The sequence below is a fragment of the Desulfopila aestuarii DSM 18488 genome, assembly GCF_900143695.1.
Taxonomy (GTDB): Bacteria; Desulfobacterota; Desulfobulbia; order Desulfobulbales; family Desulfocapsaceae; genus Desulfopila; species Desulfopila aestuarii.
Map to the genome: position 1 here is coordinate 1 of NZ_FRFE01000030.1, position 18,992 is coordinate 18,992.

Consider the following 18,992-nt stretch of genomic DNA (forward strand, 5'->3'; position numbering starts at 1 on the left):
CTCAACCAAAGGAGCCGCCTCACCGTCTACCTTGACCAAGGCGTAGTCGGCCCAGACAATAATGCAGCTGAAAATGCCATCAGGCCGTTTGTGATAGGCCGCAAAAACTGGCTCTTTGCCGGTAATCCTGCCGGAGCGGCAGCTAGTGCCAGCCTCTACAGTCTCGTCGAATCAGCGAAAGCAAATGGCCTGGAACCGTACAGATATCTTCGTTTTATCTTCGAAAAACTTCCTTTCGCAGAATCGCAGAGCGATTACGAAGAGCTGCTACCGAACAGGCTCAAAGCCGCCGACCTCCTTTTGCCGCAATCAATAAGTGGGGTTTAATTAGCGGATACCGTAAAATGCATAGCCAAAGACTTGTCAACATGCCCTCTCTGCTCAACGCTCAGGGTTTCGTACCCTTCGCCAAAAGTCGGGAACCTCGTCTTGCAGCGTCCCGTCTCCATCATTGAAAACTCACAGCCATACACGGCCCGGAGTAGCAAGTCGATTCTGGCATGATATGCGGCGTCTCGCTCTTGTTCTGTGATCTTGCCCGTGCTCACGACTGCCGTTGCTGTAAGGCGGGATGCGGAGCACCAGCTGATTCGTGAGCACGGCGAAGTTGGATATGAGAACCACATCCGGTGGGCGCAAAGGACCGCAACGCGAATGGATCAGAAGACCGGCGGCTTGCTCATCCCTATCTTGCGAGGTCCGGCGTGTGACAACCCAGAGGCTATATAGTTGTTAAAATAGCTGGGCGACATCGTCTAGAGCCACCCAGGACATAAAAAAAGCCCCACTCTCATCTGACTCATGGGAGTGGGGCTATACTATACTAAATATTTTATTTTGTTTTTATGCCTCCTGAAGCTCTTCAACTTCCGAAGGCTTTCGGCCCTTTGGGCGAAAAGGAATGATCTTTCCGATGGATGAATTTTTGCTTTTTTTCGCTTTATCAAGATCATACTGCATCTGAAGTTTTACAAAATACTCTTCAGACATCCCGAAGAATTTGGCAAGTTTCAGACCAACATAGATAGAAATCCCTCTTTTACCTTTGAGAATTTCGCCCAATGCAGTCTGCTGGATACCTATCTCTTTCGCCACCTTATAAGGGGTCAATCCCAAAGGCTCAATAAACTCTTCAAGGAGTATCGCGCCAGGATGTTCTAAAGGAATCATATTAGACATAACCTCGCCTCCTAATGGTAATCAACAATTTCCACTTCCGTTGCTCTTCCGTTTTCAAAACAGAAGCATATGCGCCACTGGCGATTAATTCTGATAGAGTATCGCCCTTCTCTATCCCCAGACAGCTTCTCCAGCTTGTTATTGGGCGGAACCCTTAAATCGTCAAGTGTAGCCGACGCATTAAGCATGTTCAATTTGCGTCGCGCTCGACTTTGAATGTCTTCCGGAAGCTTTTTGGAGAACCGCCCTTTCCAAATTTCCTCGGTTGCATCACAGGAAAAGCTCTCTATCATGCTTAAACCCTATCGCAGGATAACAGTATTGTCAATCGATACTACAGGTGTATGTGTACTTTCTTGTCAAAAACGAGAGGCAGTAAGAGAGCATATAATGAGAATAACAATAATTTTCAAGTACAAACGACAGTTGAGCTTACCATCTTGCCTATGTGATCTTCCTTTGGCAAGCTCGACTGGGTACAGCCTGGAACGCATCGTGTTGGGAGCGATTCAATGTGATTTCACTAACGGCTATCACCATCTTGGCCGTTTCCGTTCCCCATTTTGCTGAGAATGCTTGATGCTACATCTGAGGCCCGATGCTGAGCAGCTTCTCTAAGGTGCGCGTACCGTTGTGTCATGGCAGGGCTTTTGTGAGTCAAGAGTTTCTGTAGAACGTGCATCTCCACTTCTCCAGAAGAGGCAAGCATAGACGCATAAGTATGTCGTAGCCCGTGAAGTGGCCTGAATCCTTTTGGCAAGTCTAATTTTTCCACAAGTGATCGCACTGCAGTCTTGCAATCCTTTCTTTGCCCTCCATTTTTGCCCGGGAATACATATGGACTGTCAAGTTTCTCATGGTTCTCAAGGATATATCTAGCAACAGCGCCCAACGGTATCGTGACTTCAGTGCCGCCTTTAGGGGTTACGATCTTTATAAAGTTCCTCTCATAGTTGATATGCTCCCACTTCAGTCTAAACAATTCGGAGCGGCGCATACCCGTGGCGATTGCCATCTTCATCAAATTGGCTATCTGCTTATTGGGGTGGTTGTTCAGCACTTCGATGAGGTGGTCGAGTTGCTTCTCTGTTAAGTCCTCAGTAACCTCATTTTTCACCGTAGGCATATCGAAACTGAGACTAGGGGGATATGTTAGGCCGCCCTCTTTGACGCCATAGCGCACCATGCGCTGAAGCAGGAGTAATACGTGGCGGATTGTTTGGGGCTTATGGGTGCCCTCCATTCTTCCCCTTATGCCTGAAATGTGCTTCTTCTCGAGTTCAGATACCCGAGTCTTGGCTAAGTGTTTCCCTATGTGCTCGCGGTATCGGTATCTGTCGTCGCGGAAGGATTTGAGCTTGTCACCTTTCTTTTTCTCAAAAAACTCCCATAAATCTTGAACAGTCCACTCACCAGCCTCGGCCTCTGCCTTCTCTCTTTTGGTTTTTTGTCTCCCTTCGATGAGTGCCATGCGCATTCTGTTTGCCTTCGCTGGCGTCATCTTGTCTTTGAACTCTTTGCCGACGCTTTCTTCAACAGTCTTAACTTTACCGCTGTCGTCCCTTGTCTTGAAGACTACAACATAGCTCTTCTCTAGCCCTTTCAAGTCAGCGCGGCGTGCGTATCGGTAAAATACTCCAGTGATAGTGTTCCCTTGTCTGTCTTTGGCGGGGTACCGCTTCTTCGGATCAAAATCATCCGTGTTTACCTTTCTGGCCATGTCGGTTCTCCATGTTTGAGCAGTCAGAAAACTTCCCAACTTTCATTCCCAACCTTATTCCCAACCTAGACAGTAGTATATTGTAGAAAAGTGTGCTAGTAAATAGTAGTATGAAAATAGAATATTAGAAGTGAGTAGGGGACTATAGTAGATAGTAAAAGATATACATCACGGCCTTCTAAGCCGTAGGTCGCAGGTTCGAATCCTGCAGGGCGTACCAATATTAAAAAAAAGGACTTACAGCTCATTTTGCTGTGAGTCCTTTTTTTTTGGTCATCCGCTGGTCTGTTTGGAACAATTCTGCATGATGGACTGTCGAGGACAAAAATTGTCCTAATCTGTCCTGGGTTCATCAGGAGAAATTATGGTCAACTGCATCAGTAAGGTAGGTTATCTGGTCCTCAAGTCTCGTATATAATTGTCATGTCGTATAGTTGGTGGTAAACATTTTAGTAGCTATGCGATACTTCCTCAGCATGCACCACGATGTGGCATGTGGTGAATCCGATTTACGCAATGATAGCTGGGGTGAGTGACACCATAGGGAAAATATCTTGACTTTGGCACCACAAGGAAAGCCCAAGGGAGGAACTCCCGCCTGGCAAGTGGAGCGTGAGGTTTGTCAAATGATTATCAATTCGCTAAGCTGCCTGAAATAAAGAAGACACCGATGACTCGCTGACGATCTGCATCCAGAAGGATTCGCCCGGTGCAGGCAAGGAATCCGACTGGTTACCCGCACCGAACGATAACGCTTCTCTCGCGATACGTCTCTACAGGCCGAAGATCGAAAAGCCATCGTTTCTCCCTCCAGGTAAAGGTACGTAGGCACCTCCGGGAATTGTTAAAGTTAACTGATTCACATGAAAAACAAGCGGGTCGCCTCGAGTATGCTCCAGTTCTCGATTCCAGCGACGAAAGTCCAATCTCAACCTATAAAGGACGGTACTATGACAATTCATCGCTTCACTTCTCTCATAACCGTGTTCGCCGCCTTCGCGCTACCCCTGGCAGGGCAGGCCGCAGAAGTCACTCCCGCTGAAGCCCGCACCATTGCAAAGGAGGCTGCCATTTACGGCTTCCCGGTTATCGACAACTATCGCGTCAACTACGAATATTTTTTCAAGCCAGGTACTCCCGAGTACAAGGGTCCGCCGAACACGATCATCAACGTCCCCCGCGTATACACTCCGGCGGACACCGCGATACAGACGCCTAACTCGGACACGCCGTATTCCTTTCTCGGCGCTGATCTTCGGACTGAACCGCTCGTTCTGACAGTCCCTGAAATACCGAAGAATCGCTATTATTCGATTCAATTCATTGATGCCTATACCTACAACTTTGCCTATGTCGGTAGCCGCACCACCGGTAATGGCGGAGGTAACTTCCTGCTTGCAGGCCCAAATTGGAAGGGCGAGAAGCCCGCAGGCATCAAGGAAATCATTAAATCCGATACCGAGATGAACATCCTCCTCTACCGCACACAGCTTTTCGATCCAACGGACATCGACAATGTGAAGAAGATTCAATCCGAGTACAAAGTGCAGCCCTTGAGTCAGTTTCTCGGCCAAGCCGCGCCCTCTGCCGCGCCGAAGATCGACTACATGCCCCCCTGCACGCCCCAGGAGGAAAAGAAATCGCTGAAGCAGTTTGAGGTCTTGAACTTCGTCCTGCAATTCTGCCCCACGGTCCCGTCCGAGGTTGCGCTGATGGAACGATTCGCGAAGATTGGCATAGGTGCCGGAAGGGTTTTCGACGTAAGCACGTTCTCGCCCGAGGTGAAGAAGGCGATTGGAGAAGGCGTGGGCGATGCCTGGCTCGAATTTGAGGGTCTGGTCAAACAGTTCGATGAAGGCAAGGTCACCTCCGGCGATGTGTTCGGCACGCGGAAGTATCTAAACGGCAATTACCTCTATCGCATGGCGGCAGCTGCTCTCGGGATTTACGGCAATTCCAAGGAGGAAGCGATGTATCCGGTTTTACGGATCGATAAAGATGGCGAACCGCTGACGGGTGTAAACCGCTACACACTCCACTTCGCCAAGGGGGAACTGCCACCCGTCCACGCATTCTGGTCGGCTACCATGTATGAACTGCCGCAGAGCCTGCTTGTCGCCAATCCGATCAACCGCTACCTCATCAACTCGCCGATGATTCCCAAATTCAAACTGGATGCTGACGGCGGGGTCACGCTTTATATTCAAAACGAAACTCCCGGCAAGGAACTGGAGTCCAACTGGCTGCCTGCACCGAAGGGAGAATTTGCCGTCTATATGCGGCTTTACTGGCCCGCAGAAGCCGCACTGGACGGCTCGTGGCAAGCCCCTAAACTGGTGAAAGTGAAATGAGTGGATAAAGAGAAGTGCATGTGCTCTGGTCTGCAGGTTGGTCCTTTGGGAGCGGCCTGTGGCTCAGACAGTGAGTACTTTTGCCATTTATGGGTACTCCTCATGCATAAAGTTTTGATACAGGTGCTTATATAGAATCAAATTTTGAATTTGGGCCAGTCTACATATCTCCTATCAACCAGTCAATCAAGGAAGAAATATCTTGGGCGCGATTGTTGTCTGAATTTCCCAAACATATGGAGTATCTTGGTGATAGCAACAGGACAATAGACAGAGTTATACTGTTTGACACAGGCAATAAGGTCAAATATTTCTATAAATGAAAAGAGACGAATTCCTTAGGTTATACGGATCTATAATGATTATTTGGAGAAAATACGTATGTTAAAAAAGCCTGTTATATCTCTTGTATTCGTAATGTTTATATCTTTATCCGTTAGAGTATTTGCAGCTGAGAAAGGACAGGATATGTTGTTTATTGTGACATCTCCAGATGCTCAGACTCAGATGATGTCCATGGTTTTATCGACTCAGTCTTTCAAAAAAGGCGCTAACGTGAGTATTCTGTTTTGCGGTCCTGGAGCTGACATTACATTGAAAGGCAGCAAAGAAACTAAATTCAAACCAATTGATAAATCACCCCAGATGCTTCTCAAAGGTTTGGTTGAGAATGGCGTATCCGTTCAGATATGTCCGCTCTACCTTCCAAGCAAAGATTTGACAATTGATGCACTGATTCCTGGGGTGACACAAGCTAATCCGTCAGCGATAGCTGACCAGATGATTCAGCCGGGGACAAAAATTTCGACATTCTAATTACCTAAAGTGTCAAAATAGAGTAGAAAACGGAATTGACCTTGCCATCTCCCATGAAGCTAGGCAACCGGTTCGCATGCGAATATTCATTGTGGGATGTTTTTTGTTTTATGAGAGACAACTCACTGTCTATGCCGTCCATGGGCCCAAATGTCCATATCTCCTATATACCTGAAATGACGAAGTGGAAAAATCTTGATTTTGGCACCAATAGGAAAGCCAAGGGATGATCTCCCACCTATGAAATGGAGCGTGAGGTTTGTCACATGAAAATACTAACTATACAAGAGCATGATGGCTTATCAGCTTTTGAAGTATTTTTGAATAAAGTTTCTGACAAACTCGCCTCATCTATATGCAAGAAATTTCATGCCTACTCTGAACTTAATGACATTTACATTTGCAACAGCTTGAAAATTCTGAACCCCAAGATATGGGGTTATAAAGGTACCATATATAAGCTTCGCGTAGATTGCGGTAAAGAGTCAGCCCGAGTACTGTTTGTTAAAATGCCAGACGACAACATCGTACTTTTGCATGGGTTTGTGAAAAAAACTAGAAAAACACCGAAAAAAGACGCAAAAATCGCAATGGCCAATCTTGAGCGGTTAAAAAATAACGTAGCAGTAACTCAATTACCATTAACAAAGTACTCATTCTAATCGTTCGGCTTGTGTCATCGGAGGACGTTGCCTGATCAGACCTCAATAGCCTGCACGACTATAGTAAAGTAGACTGTGGAAAAAAATATGATATTTCCTGTCGACCTGGAAAGACAGATTGGAAATGCGTGGACTGCTAAGGGCACCGTGGCCAGTCCTGGATGGCGCTAATCAAATGCTTGTTGTTTGCAAAAAGACAGGTGATATGATTGGGTAAATAAGTTCATCAAAAATCTAACAATTTTCAGCCCCAATGTTACCCTGTTTTCATTTTCCGTCGTGAGGACGAAAGGATGAAATAGATCTGTCCTGATTTTTTTGCTGAATTCAATTATCAGAATAGCCTTATGAGAAGTACTGGCGTGCTGAATCTGTTATCGTGTTGCCACGATAAGCTCTTCATTTAAAATCACTGCTGTCTCACAGTTAATTCCATAATAAAAGCTGTGGAGATTTAATTGGTTGCGAATTGTCAGGGGGCTTAAACAAATCGCTCATTGAGCGACGGTCAAACAGATTTAATTGCAATAGTCGTAAAATACCTGAAAGCGATAAGCCCAGCTTGGCTACGAACTTCAAATAAGCCAGCAGAAGGTAAAGACACAAGGCAATCCAAAGCTGCGTCAACACGGCATTCTCTGAAGTACCGAGGAAAGTTTTCACCTTGAGATTTTGTTTGATCCATTTGAAGAACAGTTCGATTTTCCATCGTTCTTTGTAAATGGCCGCCACTTCAGAAGCTTTGAGCTTCCTTGAGTTGGTCAGGAACTGGTACTCGATGCCAGTCTCCGGATCGATGTAATGAATTCTCCTGAAGGTGTAAGTGTATCCCGAAAGCTTTACTTTCTGATCACGAACCACGGCTGGTGAATCAGGTTTTCTATTATTACCGTATGCATACGTCTTGGCATTGGACTTCAGCCTGGTAACAAAGATGATTTTCTTTTTATCAAGGTCGCCATACCAACTGTAATCGGTAAAGCCTCGATCAAAGACGACACAGGCTCCAGCAGGAAGATGAAGAGATCGGGCCCAATCGATTTCATGTTTCTTGCCGTTGGTCATGTCCATGAATACTGGAAGATGTCCATCGGCATCGAGGCCGAAGTGCAGCTTGACCGCCCCTTTGGCTTGCCGGAATGTTGCCCATGGGAAGATGGCAAGGCAAAGCTTGACGGTCGTGGCGTCGAGGAGATAAATCTTGCCCTTGAACTTAAACTGGTGCTTCGGTGCACGAGCCTGGCATCGTTGCAACAGTTGGAAAAACATCTCTTTGTAGATGTCATATGGCTGCCGGTCATTTACCCGAGCAAGCGTTGCCCTGCTGGTTGATCTCATGCCCAGATGATAGATCCGTTTTCCTTGTGCAGCTATATTACCTACCAGGTCGCGCAAACTCTTTCTTCCAGTCAGTTGTGCAATCGTCATAGCCATAAACTGACTCCAACGATTGAAGGTGCGAAACTTTTGGCCTTGATGGTGCTGAGTTGCCAGTTTTTCAAAATCATGTCTCGGGAAAAATGCGGCAAGTTGATTGAGGATTGTGTTACAATGCGCCATGGCTCGGATCTCCTTGTATTTGAATGACTTTTCGCAATTTCATTATAACACAAGAAGCTCTCCGAGCCTTTATTTATTGGTATTTACAGGTAAATTTATGAGACAGCAGTGATTTAAAATATAATACCTATGTCTATAGTCTTTGCTGTTGTTGCTGTTGTTGCTGTTTTTCTCATTGCCGGACTGGTACAAGGGCTTACAGGCTTTGGTTCTGCACTTGTCGCAATGCCTCTGCTGTGTCTACTGATGGATGTGAAAACAGCTGTCCCCTTATGCGTGCTGAACAGTGTTGTTATAACCACCTATTTGCTTTATCGGCTGAATGGTCAGCTGCGGATTGCGATCATCCTCCCGCTCTGCCTGGCTTCAATACCAGGAATATATGTTGGTACGACTTTTTTAAGAGAGCTTGATAGTAAGATTATCAGCATCTGCCTGGGCCTGTTCTTAATAAGTTACAGCACATACAGCCTGGTGGCGAAACCGCGTCCAAGGGCTATTCACAAAGGTTGGGGATATGTGGCAGGATTTCTCTCAGGTGCAATAGGTGCAGCCTTTAGTGCAGGAGGGCCGCCAACGATTATTTATACAACCCTAAACGACTGGTCGAAGGATAAGATGAAGGCGACATTGACCGGATTCTTTGCTTTTACCTCGTGCCTTACGGTCGTCGTTCATGCATTGACCGGTCTTACCACTGTAACGGTGTTGCAAAATTTTTTCTACAGTGCTCCGGCAGTATTAGTCGGCACGGCTATAGGTTCAGCCCTCTATGGCAGGTTGCCAAGAGAGGCCTTTATCAGGCTGATTTTTCTTTTTCTTATCCTGATGGGGATAGCGATGCTGTTCACCAACTGATAGCCAGTTCTTGGCTGTTTCATCTCAAGGAGTTCTGTTGTTGAGATGCTTTTCAATAGCCAGGATCGTATGGGCAACAGAGCTGGTTAGTCCACCGGTATAGCCAGAGCCTTCACTTGACAAAAAAATCAGGACAGATCTATTTGATCCTCAAATTTTGAAAGTCCGCATATCTTCTGATGTGGTTAACCCTTCAAATCTGCCTCTTGGCTCTTGATTGCAAAGCGACAATAGTTCCAATTTGGATTAAAGGAATAAGCTGGAGTTGGTGAAGGCGTCCAGCGTTTTATTGTTACCTATACCTTTCAGAACGTATGACAATCTATACATACAAGTCCCTTTTCGAGATGCTTCTTGTGAGATTCATCTTCCCACGATTTCCTCTCATGACAGCTTGAGCAAAGTATCCCTGGCTTACTGATTAGGCCGGTTGGCTCGGAGGTATGACAACTTGTACAGGCGATTCTTTCTTCTCTATGCACCTTGTGTGTAGCTTGCCAGGATAACCGCTTCTCTTCATGACAGAGAGTACAGGTTTTCACTGAGTCGGGGAGAGTGTGATACCCGAGGGTGGTAAGTGGCAACATAGCTGAACCGTCAGGAGTATGGCCGGAATTATCGTGACACTCATTGCATTTCGGGGCTTCCTCTTTTTGGTCAACACCATGGGTTATCAACATTTCGGCTTCTGCCTCAATGATTGAGTAGCTGCCAGTCATCCCTTCTTCATCCATCCCTATGGTAACAGCATCTTCAAATCTGCCCGTCATAAACATCCACATTATGGCAGGTGGCACAATCTCGTTGCTCTCATCATGTAGCGGCATGATTGATCGATGTCGCTTTATCGGTACGATGGAGGACTTGCCGTCAAAAGCTGCGCCGTTTGCCTTGGCCATATGGTAAATACCATGCTCGTCAGGCTCTATTGTTTCGCCTATATTGTAAACATACGACGTTCCATTAAACCAGACATATTCAGGGGTGACATTCGAAGCTCGAATTTCCTCTCCGACAAAACCGCCCTGGCCTGAGCAGAAGGCAGGATTCCAGACAGGTATCAGCCAGTCCCTGGACATCTCAGTGCTGCCTCCTTTAGCGAACGTACGGATATGGCACACCTGGCAGCTCACTTGTCCTTCTGCGTGTCTGTTGAGAGCGCTGCTGCCGTGCGGCGTGCTTGAATGACATGTCTGGCAGGTAGGGTCAGTTGCTTCTGTCTGGCGCAGATCAATTCCACGTCCACCTATCTTATGTTTTGAGGCAGAGTGGCAGTTGATACAGTGCAGGTTTGCTCCCTCCGGGGAGAGGTGCACGTCCTCTTCGACAGGAGCATTGGCTGTACTTCGACCCATATCCCCTCTCTTTGTCCAGTCACCGCCACCGGCAGAAGCGTGGCAGCGCAGGCAGGTATATCGCGTCGGCAGATGAACATTTCTTGCAACATCAACCATATCTATCCCTTCAGGCATCTTGTCAAAATCTGGAACAGTAGTGGAATTGCCATCTTCATCAAGGAGTTCTATGACATAAGTCATTGTTTCGCCGAGAATATTTTCGACAGTTTCCGTATTTTCAGGATCGTGCACGAATTTTCGCTGGTAGATCTCGCTATGACACATTAGGCAGTCCACATCAGCTAACTCGGGAGGATGCGGTGCATTGCCGTCTGCTCTTACATGGCAGGAGAAGCAGGCTCCCTTGGAGGTCATCGCATAAGTGCAGAATGTATTTATACCTTTAAAGGCCTTGCCCAGCCATTCTCCGTCAGTGTTAGTGAGTTCCGGAGTTGGACCTTTCCATTGCATGTGGACTGAGTTGAGTGCATCATGTGCTTCTTCATCGTGGCAGGAGATGCAGGTTGCAGGCCCTGTATATTCAGTGATTGAAGCATGCGCTTCGATTGTTCCATTATTGTTATTGCGGTTGGTATTACCATTGCCATTAGGGGTATCATCTTCTTGTATGGAAAGGGTATTCTGATAACTGCCTCCCCTTATGGCATCTGCTTTAGAGTGATGCGTTTGATCGGAAGCGTAGGCGATATTGCAGCTCAACATGCATAAAAACAATGCTATACATAGTGTTTTCATATGACCCTCTGCGTTGGAAGAGTGCTGCATCCATCATGGATCATTCCTGGTTTTCATTCAACTGATGGCATAGTTGTCCTGTTTATAGCTATACATACGCTTTGCGAACGATAAAGTTACAGTGTTTTGAAAGTCTGAAATGCTTGGCTTAACATTTCAGATGCTTAGAATCTGAAAGAAAGAAAAAGGTGGAATTGAAATAGAAAGCAGATATGGGGATAGATCTGTGCTCGACTCTCTTTTTGAAAGCGCCGGCCAGCGGTTCGATGTTGCTTGTTGTCTCAGGTTATATTGAAAAAATTATGACCGACGAAAAAAGACAGGTCTAAGTAAAGGGGCCAGAATATATGAATACCTTCTTTGTCCCTTGCATGATACTTTCCACATGAAAACCAGGTGGCGTCACATTTATGAGAGAAAGGAACCTGCCTTTGCGTCACTCATCTTGAGATGATAAAGGGTAATTTCATCTGTATTGATGTATGCCAGAGACGAAAGTTGTTATCTGATTTATGTAGCAACTGAATTTTATCGTCCCTCTGCTTTTGACAAGAGAAGAATAAAATGATCGCAAAACATGGCTAGCCTTGATCGGTGGTGAACGAGAAGTGATAAATCAAAAAACATCATCCTACCGTTGGATTATTGTCCTGGCTGGAATTGCAGGTCTTTTCGCAAGTCTTGGTCTGGGCCGTTTTTCCCTTGGAATGATGCTGCCGTCAATGGGAGAGGCGCTGAGCCTCTCTTACAGCCAGATGGGATTGATCAGTACTGTTAATTTCTGTGGTTACCTGGTCGCGCTGCTGTTCTGTGGCAGGATGACGACACGTTATGGTGGACGCGTGGTCATTTTCGTCGCTTTGTCTCTGGTCTCTCTTTCCATGGTTCTCGTCGGTTTCTCCAGCAGCTACTGGCTGATCCTTTTGCTCTATTGTTTGACGGGAATCGGCAGTGCTCTCTCCAATGTTCCGATTATGGCCCTTATTTCCACGTGGTTTGATGGTCGGATCAGGGGCAGGGCAGCCGGTTTGTGTGTGATGGGCAACGGCTTAGGGATATTGGTAACCGGAAAAGCGGTTCCGGTGCTGAACAAAATGGCGTATGGCTGGCGAGTGAGCTGGATTCTTCTTGGTGGTCTTGCCGGATGTATCGCATTCCTTTGTTTGTTTATGATTCGAAATCGACCAGGCGAGGTTGAAGATGGGACGCAGGCAATAACAAGTACGAATACAACGAAGATCGCACCCGAGATACCTGGATCGGGAAACAAAAGTACCCCGGTGCAGCAGATTGCCGGGAAAAATATATTTTTCCACTGCGGAGCGATCTATTTTCTCTTTGGCTGTGCCTATGTTATTTATGTGACGTTTTTTGTGACTTCTCTGGTGCAGGAACGTGGCCTGAGTGAAGTCGTTGCCGGTAATCTCTGGTCTTGGGTTGGATTGCTCAGTCTTGTTTCAGGGCCACTTTTTGGGCATTTGTCAGATCTTTACGGGCGAAAGGCGACCCTGGCGACTGTGTTTTTATTCCAGACAACCGCTTACCTACTAGCTACCGCGCAATTGCCTATGTTCTCTGTCTATGTCTCTCTAGCCTGCTTTGGTCTTGTTGTATGGAGCACGCCACCTATTATTGCTGCACTGGTGGGAGACCATGCTGGCCCCGAAAGGACAGCAGCAATCTTTGGCTTTGTGACTTTTTTCTTTGGCATCGGTCAGATCATTGGTCCGGCCTGCGCCGGTTTCCTGGCCGAACAGAGCGGGACATTTTCTCTTAGCTTTTTGCTCGCGGCGGTTTTAGCTGGAATAGCAATGGTGCTAAGTTTACTGTTACCTGCTAAGGGGCAGGTTTTGTCAGAAGGTCGGTAATTCTGGTGCCTTTGCTGTCAGGTGGGAGTTGTTGGAAAATCTGCGGCATTGATGCATGCTAAATACATTCTGGTTGCCAAATTATCATGAGTGAAAATCTTCCAAGGTGCGGTGAGGGTTGTCCGCGATTGGGGCAACTCATGAAAAAGGGCACAAATTCATGTACAAAATTCAACATGTATCTCTTGGATCTTAACAACAGCTGGAGTCTATAGCTTTTGTATAGTCAAAGTGAGAATTTACGTAACAAGGAAAATCATGACAGAAAAAGAAATATGCAAACGTCACGGAGAGGTGTCTGTCTGGGTTGTGTGTAAGCATGTTGGGAATGGAAGCGCTGATACTGTCATTTTTAGCGAGAAGCGCGATGCCCTTTGCTTCGGATGTGCTTGTGATGCAGAAAATCTCACAGAGTCGGACGTTGTATTCATGTGCGAAGAATGCCTCAAGGATTTCACTGCTAAACTGATGATAGACTCACAAACTTTTGCGAATCTCAAAGATCGAGTCAAGGGCATCGAACATCTCAAGTGAAGAAAGTGGTATCCTGCAGAGGATAGATTGAGATGAGGGTTGAGTCTGAGTCGGCTGGGCACCATGGAAATGGTCTATATGTTTTGCTTTTTTTGATAATGAATCAGGTGATGCAGTGCAGGAATTGAAATATCTACAGGGATATCCAGGCCATCTTACAGATCAGGTCCAGCTCTTGATAGCAGAGAAGAAATTACAAGATCTCCTTCTCAAGAAATATCCAGCACCACACGAAATCGGTACAGATAAAGCTCTCTACCAGTATGTGATGGCGATAAAAAATAGTTCAATGCAGCAATCGCAGCCCTTGAGCAAGATACTCTACGATGCAAAAATCAAGATGCATAACCAGGCCCTTGGTGTGCACAAATTTATATCAAGGGTGCAGGGAGGCAAACTGAAAGCTAAAAATGAGATTCGCATCGCCTCCACATTCAGAAACGCACCAGAACCCCTTCTTCGCATGATTGTTGTTCACGAGCTTGCTCACCTCAAAGAAAAGGATCACAACAAGGCGTTTTACAAACTTTGCAAGCATATGGAGCCTGCATACCATCAACTGGAATTTGATATGCGTCTCTATCTGACACAAATTGATCTTTTTGGTCCGTTGTATGTTGCGGCATAGTCAGATTGTCGCGGTGTTCAGATCTTCGTTGAAGTACTATTAACTCCCCCCCCCCTTTGACCGTGACGCGTTAAGGTCATCCCTTGTGGTCTCTTGCCACTGAATCGTTCCGCCAAACATTCCGTATTTGATCCGTGAAATCTTCACATGCAATCGCAGGGATCAATTTATCAATAAAAGATACCTCCTGATTTCCGGGTCTTCTGGTAAGCGCTGTAGCTGCCAGTCGCATGAGGTGTCCGACATTTTCTCTTGAGTGAGAATAATGTAAGAAGGATAGCGTAAAATACGGAAAAATAGATAGATAGAATGATGCAAGGGGGCGCTGGCTGCTTTGTGGGAGGAGGGTTGGCGCAGACAAGAGTTTCGTGTTTGCGTTGAACCAGTTGTGTATTGATCATTTTCGTCTTGATCCCAAAAAAAGTAACTGAAATTTTTTTTGTATTGAGACGGTCAGGTCAAGACTGGAGGTTAGAAAATGGACAGCTATACATATGATCGACGACAATTTTCACGTCATGAGTTGAGTAATCAGCTCATCCAGAATGAACTTGCCTTAGCTGGACAAATTCAGCGCTCTTTTCTCCCTACCGCAAGTCAGTGTCTTAAAAGGTATGAACTTGCTGGTCAGTCTATCTCATGCATTGAAGTAGGTGGCGATTATTTTGACTACCTGTATGGCCCGGAATTCCAGGATGAAAGTTTGAAAATTATTGTTGGTGACGTATCGGGACATGGGATAGATGCTGCTTTATTGATGAGCTCAGCGAGAACATTTCTCAGAGCTCGAGCAATCAATTCTGGGACAGCAACTCAGGTTGTGTCTGCTATGAATCGACATTTCTATCTGGACCATTCCAGAACTGGCCACTTTATGACCCTGTTTTATCTCGATATAAACCTTGATTCTGGTCATGCTACATGGGTGAGGGCAGGGCATGAACCTGCGACTGTTTTCGCCCCTAGTATAAACGAATTTCACGAGCTGAAGGGGGCCGGGGTGCCACTGGGAGTTGATTACAACTACTGTTACAGTGAGTATTTTTTGCCCCAGCTTGCCGAAGGAACGATTATAGCTATTGGGACAGACGGCATATGGGAGGCAAGAAATGAAAATGGTAAGTTTTTCGGCAAAGACCGTTTCAAAAGCATCCTGCAAGAAACAGCGGATTTTTCAGCACAGGAAATAATCAATGCTGTTTTTGATGAACTTGGAATGTTTTGTAGAGGTGTCCCACTGGACGATGATGTCACTCTGGTTATCGTGAAAGTCGTATAACAAAATCAGCCTTGAGGTAGCTTGAGCTACTCTTTCAGTCACGTAGAGATTGTGTCCGTTAGCGGTAGTGTCATGCTGATTTAGCTGGTATGATAAGGATTGTCACTAATGATGCCTGATCCTCTCAATTACATGGTGCCAGCCCTTTGCCTTAGGAGTGGGGGGATTGTAATTCCAAGTGGAGAGGGCTTTGCTCCAATTGAATAAAATCATACAAAAGAATGACGAAAAGGACGCGAATATGAACAGCAGAGCGTATCTGGAAAATGCTGATGAGGTAATGGCAAAGATTGCCAAAGGCGCTTTCCTTACTGTCAAGGCAGGTGATGCCGTCAATACCATGACCATAGGCTGGGCCACCATAGGCATTATCTGGCAACGGCAAGTATTCATGGTGGCGGTGAGAGACTCCAGGCACACATTCCAGTTGTTGGAAAAAACAGATAACTTTACCGTCAGCATTCCGTCAGACTCGACCTGTAAGGATGCTGTTGCATTCTGTGGCACAAGGTCTGGTAGAGATTGCGACAAATTCAAAGAGTGCAACCTGAGGCAGAAGCCTGCAGAGCATGTCGAATCACCTATCATCGACATTCCAGGCATTCACTACGAGTGCAAAATTATTTACAAGTCAGCAATGGATAGTGCTTTAATGGACGGTGCTCTTGATAAGCTCTACCCGCAAAAGGATTATCACACGTTGTATTTCGGTGAAATTCTGGCTTGCTATGAGAGTGAATAAGCTGCATGAAGAATTGGGTTTAAGAGACTTTTTCACATAGTGGGATCACCAATGACAAAGGCCGCTCCCTGCTAGAGAGCGGCCTTTGTTTTTTTCCAAAGTCAGAGTGTTTTTCGAGTTAACGAATAAACAGCATCTCCTGATAGGAGGGGAGCGGCCACAGATCGTCGGCTACAACGGCCTCTAAGGCGTCGGCGTATTCACGAACCTTGTTCATCGCCGGCAGCACCTTATCGCACATGTATTTGGCGTGTGCCAGGGTATCGCCGCCCTCGTGGGCCATCAGCTTTTCAAGTTTATCTGCCTCCGCCTGCATGGCGCGGAGTTTATCGGTAACGTCTTCGAGGGCTACCATCTTGATGTCATGGCCAATATTCTTGAGGTTGCTGCACGTGGCGGCAAGCTCGCCCTGATAGCGCATGGCGGCCGGGAAGATCGAGGTGCGGGCCATACGGATAACGAGGTTGGCTTCGGTGCTGATGGTCTTTACATACTGCTCCAGGTAAATCTCCTGGCGGGATTTCAGTTCAGCCTCGGAGAGTACGCCGTATTTGGTGAACAGCTCCACAACTTCCTTGCTTGTCAATACTGGAAGGGCTTCCGGGGTGGTCTTCAGGTTCGGCAAGCCGCGTTTCTTGGCTTCTTTATGCCAGGCCTCACCATACCCGTCGCCGTTGAAGATGATCGCATCATGTTCTTTCATGAGTTTTTGCAAAAGCTGCTGAACACCCTCGTTGAACTTGGTCTTGTTGACCTTGCCCAATTTCTCTAACTCGGTGGCAACGTAATCCAGAGACTCGGCCATCATGGTGTTCAAGGCAACCTGGGATCCGGCGATAGACTGCAAGGAGCCAACGGCACGGAACTCAAAACGATTGCCGGTGAAGGCGAAGGGGCTGGTGCGGTTACGGTCGCCGGGATCCATCGGCAGCGGCGGCAGGGTGTCTACGCCAATATTCATAACACCTTTCTGCTTGGAGCTTTTCACTTCACCTTTTTTGATCTGCTCGAAAACGTCAGCCAGCTGCTCGCCAACGTAGGCACTCATAATGGCAGGAGGGGCCTCGTTGGCGCCAAGACGGTGGTCGTTGGACGCGGTGGCAACGGTAGCTCGCAACAGCGCGCCGTATTTGTGCAGTGCACGGAGGGTGGCGGCACAGAAAACCAGGAACTGAGCATTGGAGTGTGGGGTATCGCCCGGATCAAACAGGCTGCCCAGTTCGGCATTGCCGATAGAATAGTTGAGATGTTTACCTGAACCATTGATGCCGGCAAACGGCTTTTCGTGAAGCAGGCAGGTCATTCCGTAACGTTTGGCTACGGTGCGCAGGGTGGTCATAACCATCTGGTTATGGTCGGTGGCGAGGTTGCCCTGCTCGAAAATCGGGGCAATCTCAAACTGGCTCGGTGCAACCTCGTTATGACGGGTTTTCACCGGAACGCCGAGCTTGTAGAGTTCGCGATCGACCTCCATCATGAATGCCAGGACTCGACGTGGGATAACTCCAAAGTATTGATCTTCAAACTCCTGTCCTTTAGCGGAGCGGGCACCAAACAGCGAACGGCCGGCCAGCAGCAGGTCGGGGCGGGAGAAAACGAAGTTGCGGTCGATCAGGAAATATTCCTGCTCGGGGCCGGCAAAGGCAGTGACGGGAAGCGTTGTGGTTGTGCCGAAGAGTTTCAGCACCCGTTTAGCCTGTTTGTTAAGGGCCTGCAGTGAGCGCAATAGCGGGGTCTTTTTGTCCAGGGCTTCGCCGGTCCAGGAGACGAAAACTGTGGGAATGCAAAGAAAGGTGCCGTTTGGGTTTTCAAGAATGTAGGCCGGGCTGGTAACGTCCCATGCTGTGTACCCACGGGCCTCAAAAGTGGCACGAAGACCGCCTGAGGGGAAAGAAGAGGCATCTGGCTCACCTTGGATCAACAGCTTGCCGGAGAATTCCGCGATAGCGCTACCATCACCGTCTGGGACGAGAAAAGCGTCGTGTTTTTCAGCTGTTAAACCGGTTAATGGATAGAAGACATGGGTGAAATGAGTTGCTCCTTTCTCGATGGCCCAGTCTTTCATGGCGTTGGCAACAACATCTGCAACGCTGGCATCCAGTTTTTCACCGAAAGCGATGGTTTTCTTCAAAGATTTGTAGACATGCTTGGGCAGGCGTTCCTTCATTACGATGTCACTGAAGACGTTGCTGCCGAACACATCGGTCGGCTTGGTCTCACTGAAATTCAGCGGGGCGTGGGAAGGTTTGTAGTTGATGATCGCCGAGATGGCGTTAAGGCGGGCCTGGATTCCACTCATAGTGCACTCTCCATAATGATTGTTGGTTGGTAGTTGCTACAAAAATGTATATTTTATAACCATAAATACTACAAAAATGTAAAATGCAGTGCGCAGTTTGCCCTTCACTCTGGGGGAAGGCGGTGTGTTTTTACCGTTGATTAACTTTTACTAAGTGCTTGATGAAGCAAGTTTATATTTGGGTAATCCCGCCAGCGTGAGCCTGCAGTATCCCGGCTGAAGAGTTCTGGTTGAATTATGCTGCTGTAAACTCCCAACCTTTCCCACTACATTTGCAGTGAATGTAAAATAGGGCTCCAAAAATGTAAAGTATGAAAAGCCATCGACGAAGCGCTGTTTCCGCATTCTGCTAATAGCCTAGCAATATGTGTGCCAATGCAGAATAAGTGCTTGCAGGGAAGAC

The 18,992-nt window shown here is 47.0% G+C and carries 16 protein-coding genes and 1 pseudogene; 11 read left to right on the top strand and 6 right to left on the bottom strand.

The annotated features are described in order from the left end of the window. Window positions 1-327 (top strand): IS66 family transposase (locus BUF15_RS21030; protein WP_143170852.1); only part of this gene is annotated, 327 nt, incomplete at its 5' end. Between the two features lie 516 nt (window positions 328-843). Here the strand turns inward: BUF15_RS21030 and BUF15_RS21040 are convergent. The 3 genes from BUF15_RS21040 to BUF15_RS21050 form a co-directional block, all read right to left on the bottom strand. Continuing rightward, on the bottom strand, window positions 844-1,179 hold the full coding sequence (locus tag BUF15_RS21040; RefSeq protein ID WP_234981241.1) for a HigA family addiction module antitoxin: 336 nt from the start codon (window positions 1,177-1,179) through the stop codon (window positions 844-846). Window positions 1,180-1,190: 11 nt separating this feature from the next. Then, a complete protein-coding gene (locus BUF15_RS21045) occupies window positions 1,191-1,472 on the bottom strand; it encodes a type II toxin-antitoxin system RelE/ParE family toxin (protein ID WP_073615693.1) in 282 nt (93 codons plus the stop codon). A gap of 230 nt (window positions 1,473-1,702) precedes the next feature. Further along, a complete protein-coding gene (locus BUF15_RS21050) occupies window positions 1,703-2,899 on the bottom strand; it encodes a tyrosine-type recombinase/integrase (protein WP_073615694.1) in 1,197 nt (398 codons plus the stop codon). Window positions 2,900-3,571: 672 nt separating this feature from the next. Here BUF15_RS21050 and BUF15_RS28455 point away from each other — a divergent pair. The 4 genes and pseudogenes from BUF15_RS28455 to BUF15_RS21070 form a co-directional block, all read left to right on the top strand. Next, window positions 3,572-3,727: pseudogene (locus BUF15_RS28455) on the top strand (DUF1214 domain-containing protein); the annotation flags it as partial. Between the two features lie 122 nt (window positions 3,728-3,849). After that, window positions 3,850-5,250 carry a DUF1254 domain-containing protein gene (locus tag BUF15_RS21060; RefSeq protein WP_200802443.1) on the top strand — a complete coding sequence of 467 codons (1,401 nt, stop codon included), beginning with the start codon at window positions 3,850-3,852 and terminating at the stop codon, window positions 5,248-5,250. Between the two features lie 381 nt (window positions 5,251-5,631). Beyond that, window positions 5,632-6,066 carry a DsrE family protein gene (locus BUF15_RS21065; RefSeq protein WP_073615695.1) on the top strand — a complete coding sequence of 145 codons (435 nt, stop codon included), beginning with the start codon at window positions 5,632-5,634 and terminating at the stop codon, window positions 6,064-6,066. 266 nt (window positions 6,067-6,332) lie between these two features. Further along, window positions 6,333-6,728: a type II toxin-antitoxin system RelE/ParE family toxin gene (locus BUF15_RS21070; RefSeq protein ID WP_073615696.1), complete on the top strand. Its 396-nt coding sequence runs from the start codon at window positions 6,333-6,335 to the stop codon at window positions 6,726-6,728. A 426-nt stretch (window positions 6,729-7,154) separates the two neighbouring features. Here the strand turns inward: BUF15_RS21070 and BUF15_RS21075 are convergent, their stop codons facing one another. Next, window positions 7,155-8,288 (bottom strand): IS4 family transposase, encoded by a 1,134-nt coding sequence (locus BUF15_RS21075; RefSeq protein ID WP_073615697.1) that lies wholly within the window; start codon window positions 8,286-8,288, stop codon window positions 7,155-7,157. A gap of 129 nt (window positions 8,289-8,417) precedes the next feature. Between BUF15_RS21075 and BUF15_RS21080 the strand changes: the two genes are divergently transcribed. Continuing rightward, window positions 8,418-9,146, top strand: coding sequence for a sulfite exporter TauE/SafE family protein (locus BUF15_RS21080; RefSeq protein WP_073615698.1), 729 nt, complete (start codon window positions 8,418-8,420; stop codon window positions 9,144-9,146). Window positions 9,147-9,451: 305 nt separating this feature from the next. On the opposite strand, the gene BUF15_RS21085 is transcribed toward BUF15_RS21080, so the two are convergent. Beyond that, window positions 9,452-11,239 carry a cytochrome c3 family protein gene (locus BUF15_RS21085; RefSeq protein WP_159441344.1) on the bottom strand — a complete coding sequence of 596 codons (1,788 nt, stop codon included), beginning with the start codon at window positions 11,237-11,239 and terminating at the stop codon, window positions 9,452-9,454. A gap of 608 nt (window positions 11,240-11,847) precedes the next feature. Here BUF15_RS21085 and BUF15_RS21090 point away from each other — a divergent pair. The 5 genes from BUF15_RS21090 (at window position 11,848) to BUF15_RS21110 (ending at window position 16,290) form a co-directional block, all read left to right on the top strand. After that, window positions 11,848-13,107 (top strand): MFS transporter, encoded by a 1,260-nt coding sequence (locus BUF15_RS21090; RefSeq protein WP_073615737.1) that lies wholly within the window; start codon window positions 11,848-11,850, stop codon window positions 13,105-13,107. 258 nt (window positions 13,108-13,365) lie between these two features. Beyond that, a complete protein-coding gene (locus BUF15_RS21095) occupies window positions 13,366-13,641 on the top strand; it encodes a hypothetical protein (RefSeq protein WP_073615700.1) in 276 nt (91 codons plus the stop codon). 115 nt (window positions 13,642-13,756) lie between these two features. Continuing rightward, complete coding sequence (locus tag BUF15_RS21100; protein WP_073615701.1) at window positions 13,757-14,269, top strand: YgjP-like metallopeptidase domain-containing protein; 513 nt, start codon at window positions 13,757-13,759, stop codon at window positions 14,267-14,269. 478 nt (window positions 14,270-14,747) lie between these two features. Beyond that, the gene (locus BUF15_RS21105; RefSeq protein WP_073615702.1) at window positions 14,748-15,548 is read left to right on the top strand and encodes a PP2C family protein-serine/threonine phosphatase; all 801 of its coding nucleotides are present in this window, start codon (window positions 14,748-14,750) and stop codon (window positions 15,546-15,548) included. A 241-nt stretch (window positions 15,549-15,789) separates the two neighbouring features. Beyond that, the gene (locus tag BUF15_RS21110; protein WP_073615738.1) at window positions 15,790-16,290 is read left to right on the top strand and encodes a flavin reductase family protein; all 501 of its coding nucleotides are present in this window, start codon (window positions 15,790-15,792) and stop codon (window positions 16,288-16,290) included. 118 nt (window positions 16,291-16,408) lie between these two features. Here the strand turns inward: BUF15_RS21110 and BUF15_RS21115 are convergent, their stop codons facing one another. Continuing rightward, a complete protein-coding gene (locus BUF15_RS21115; RefSeq protein ID WP_073615703.1) occupies window positions 16,409-18,589 on the bottom strand; it encodes a glutamine synthetase III family protein in 2,181 nt (726 codons plus the stop codon). Window positions 18,590-18,992 lie beyond the last annotated feature (403 nt).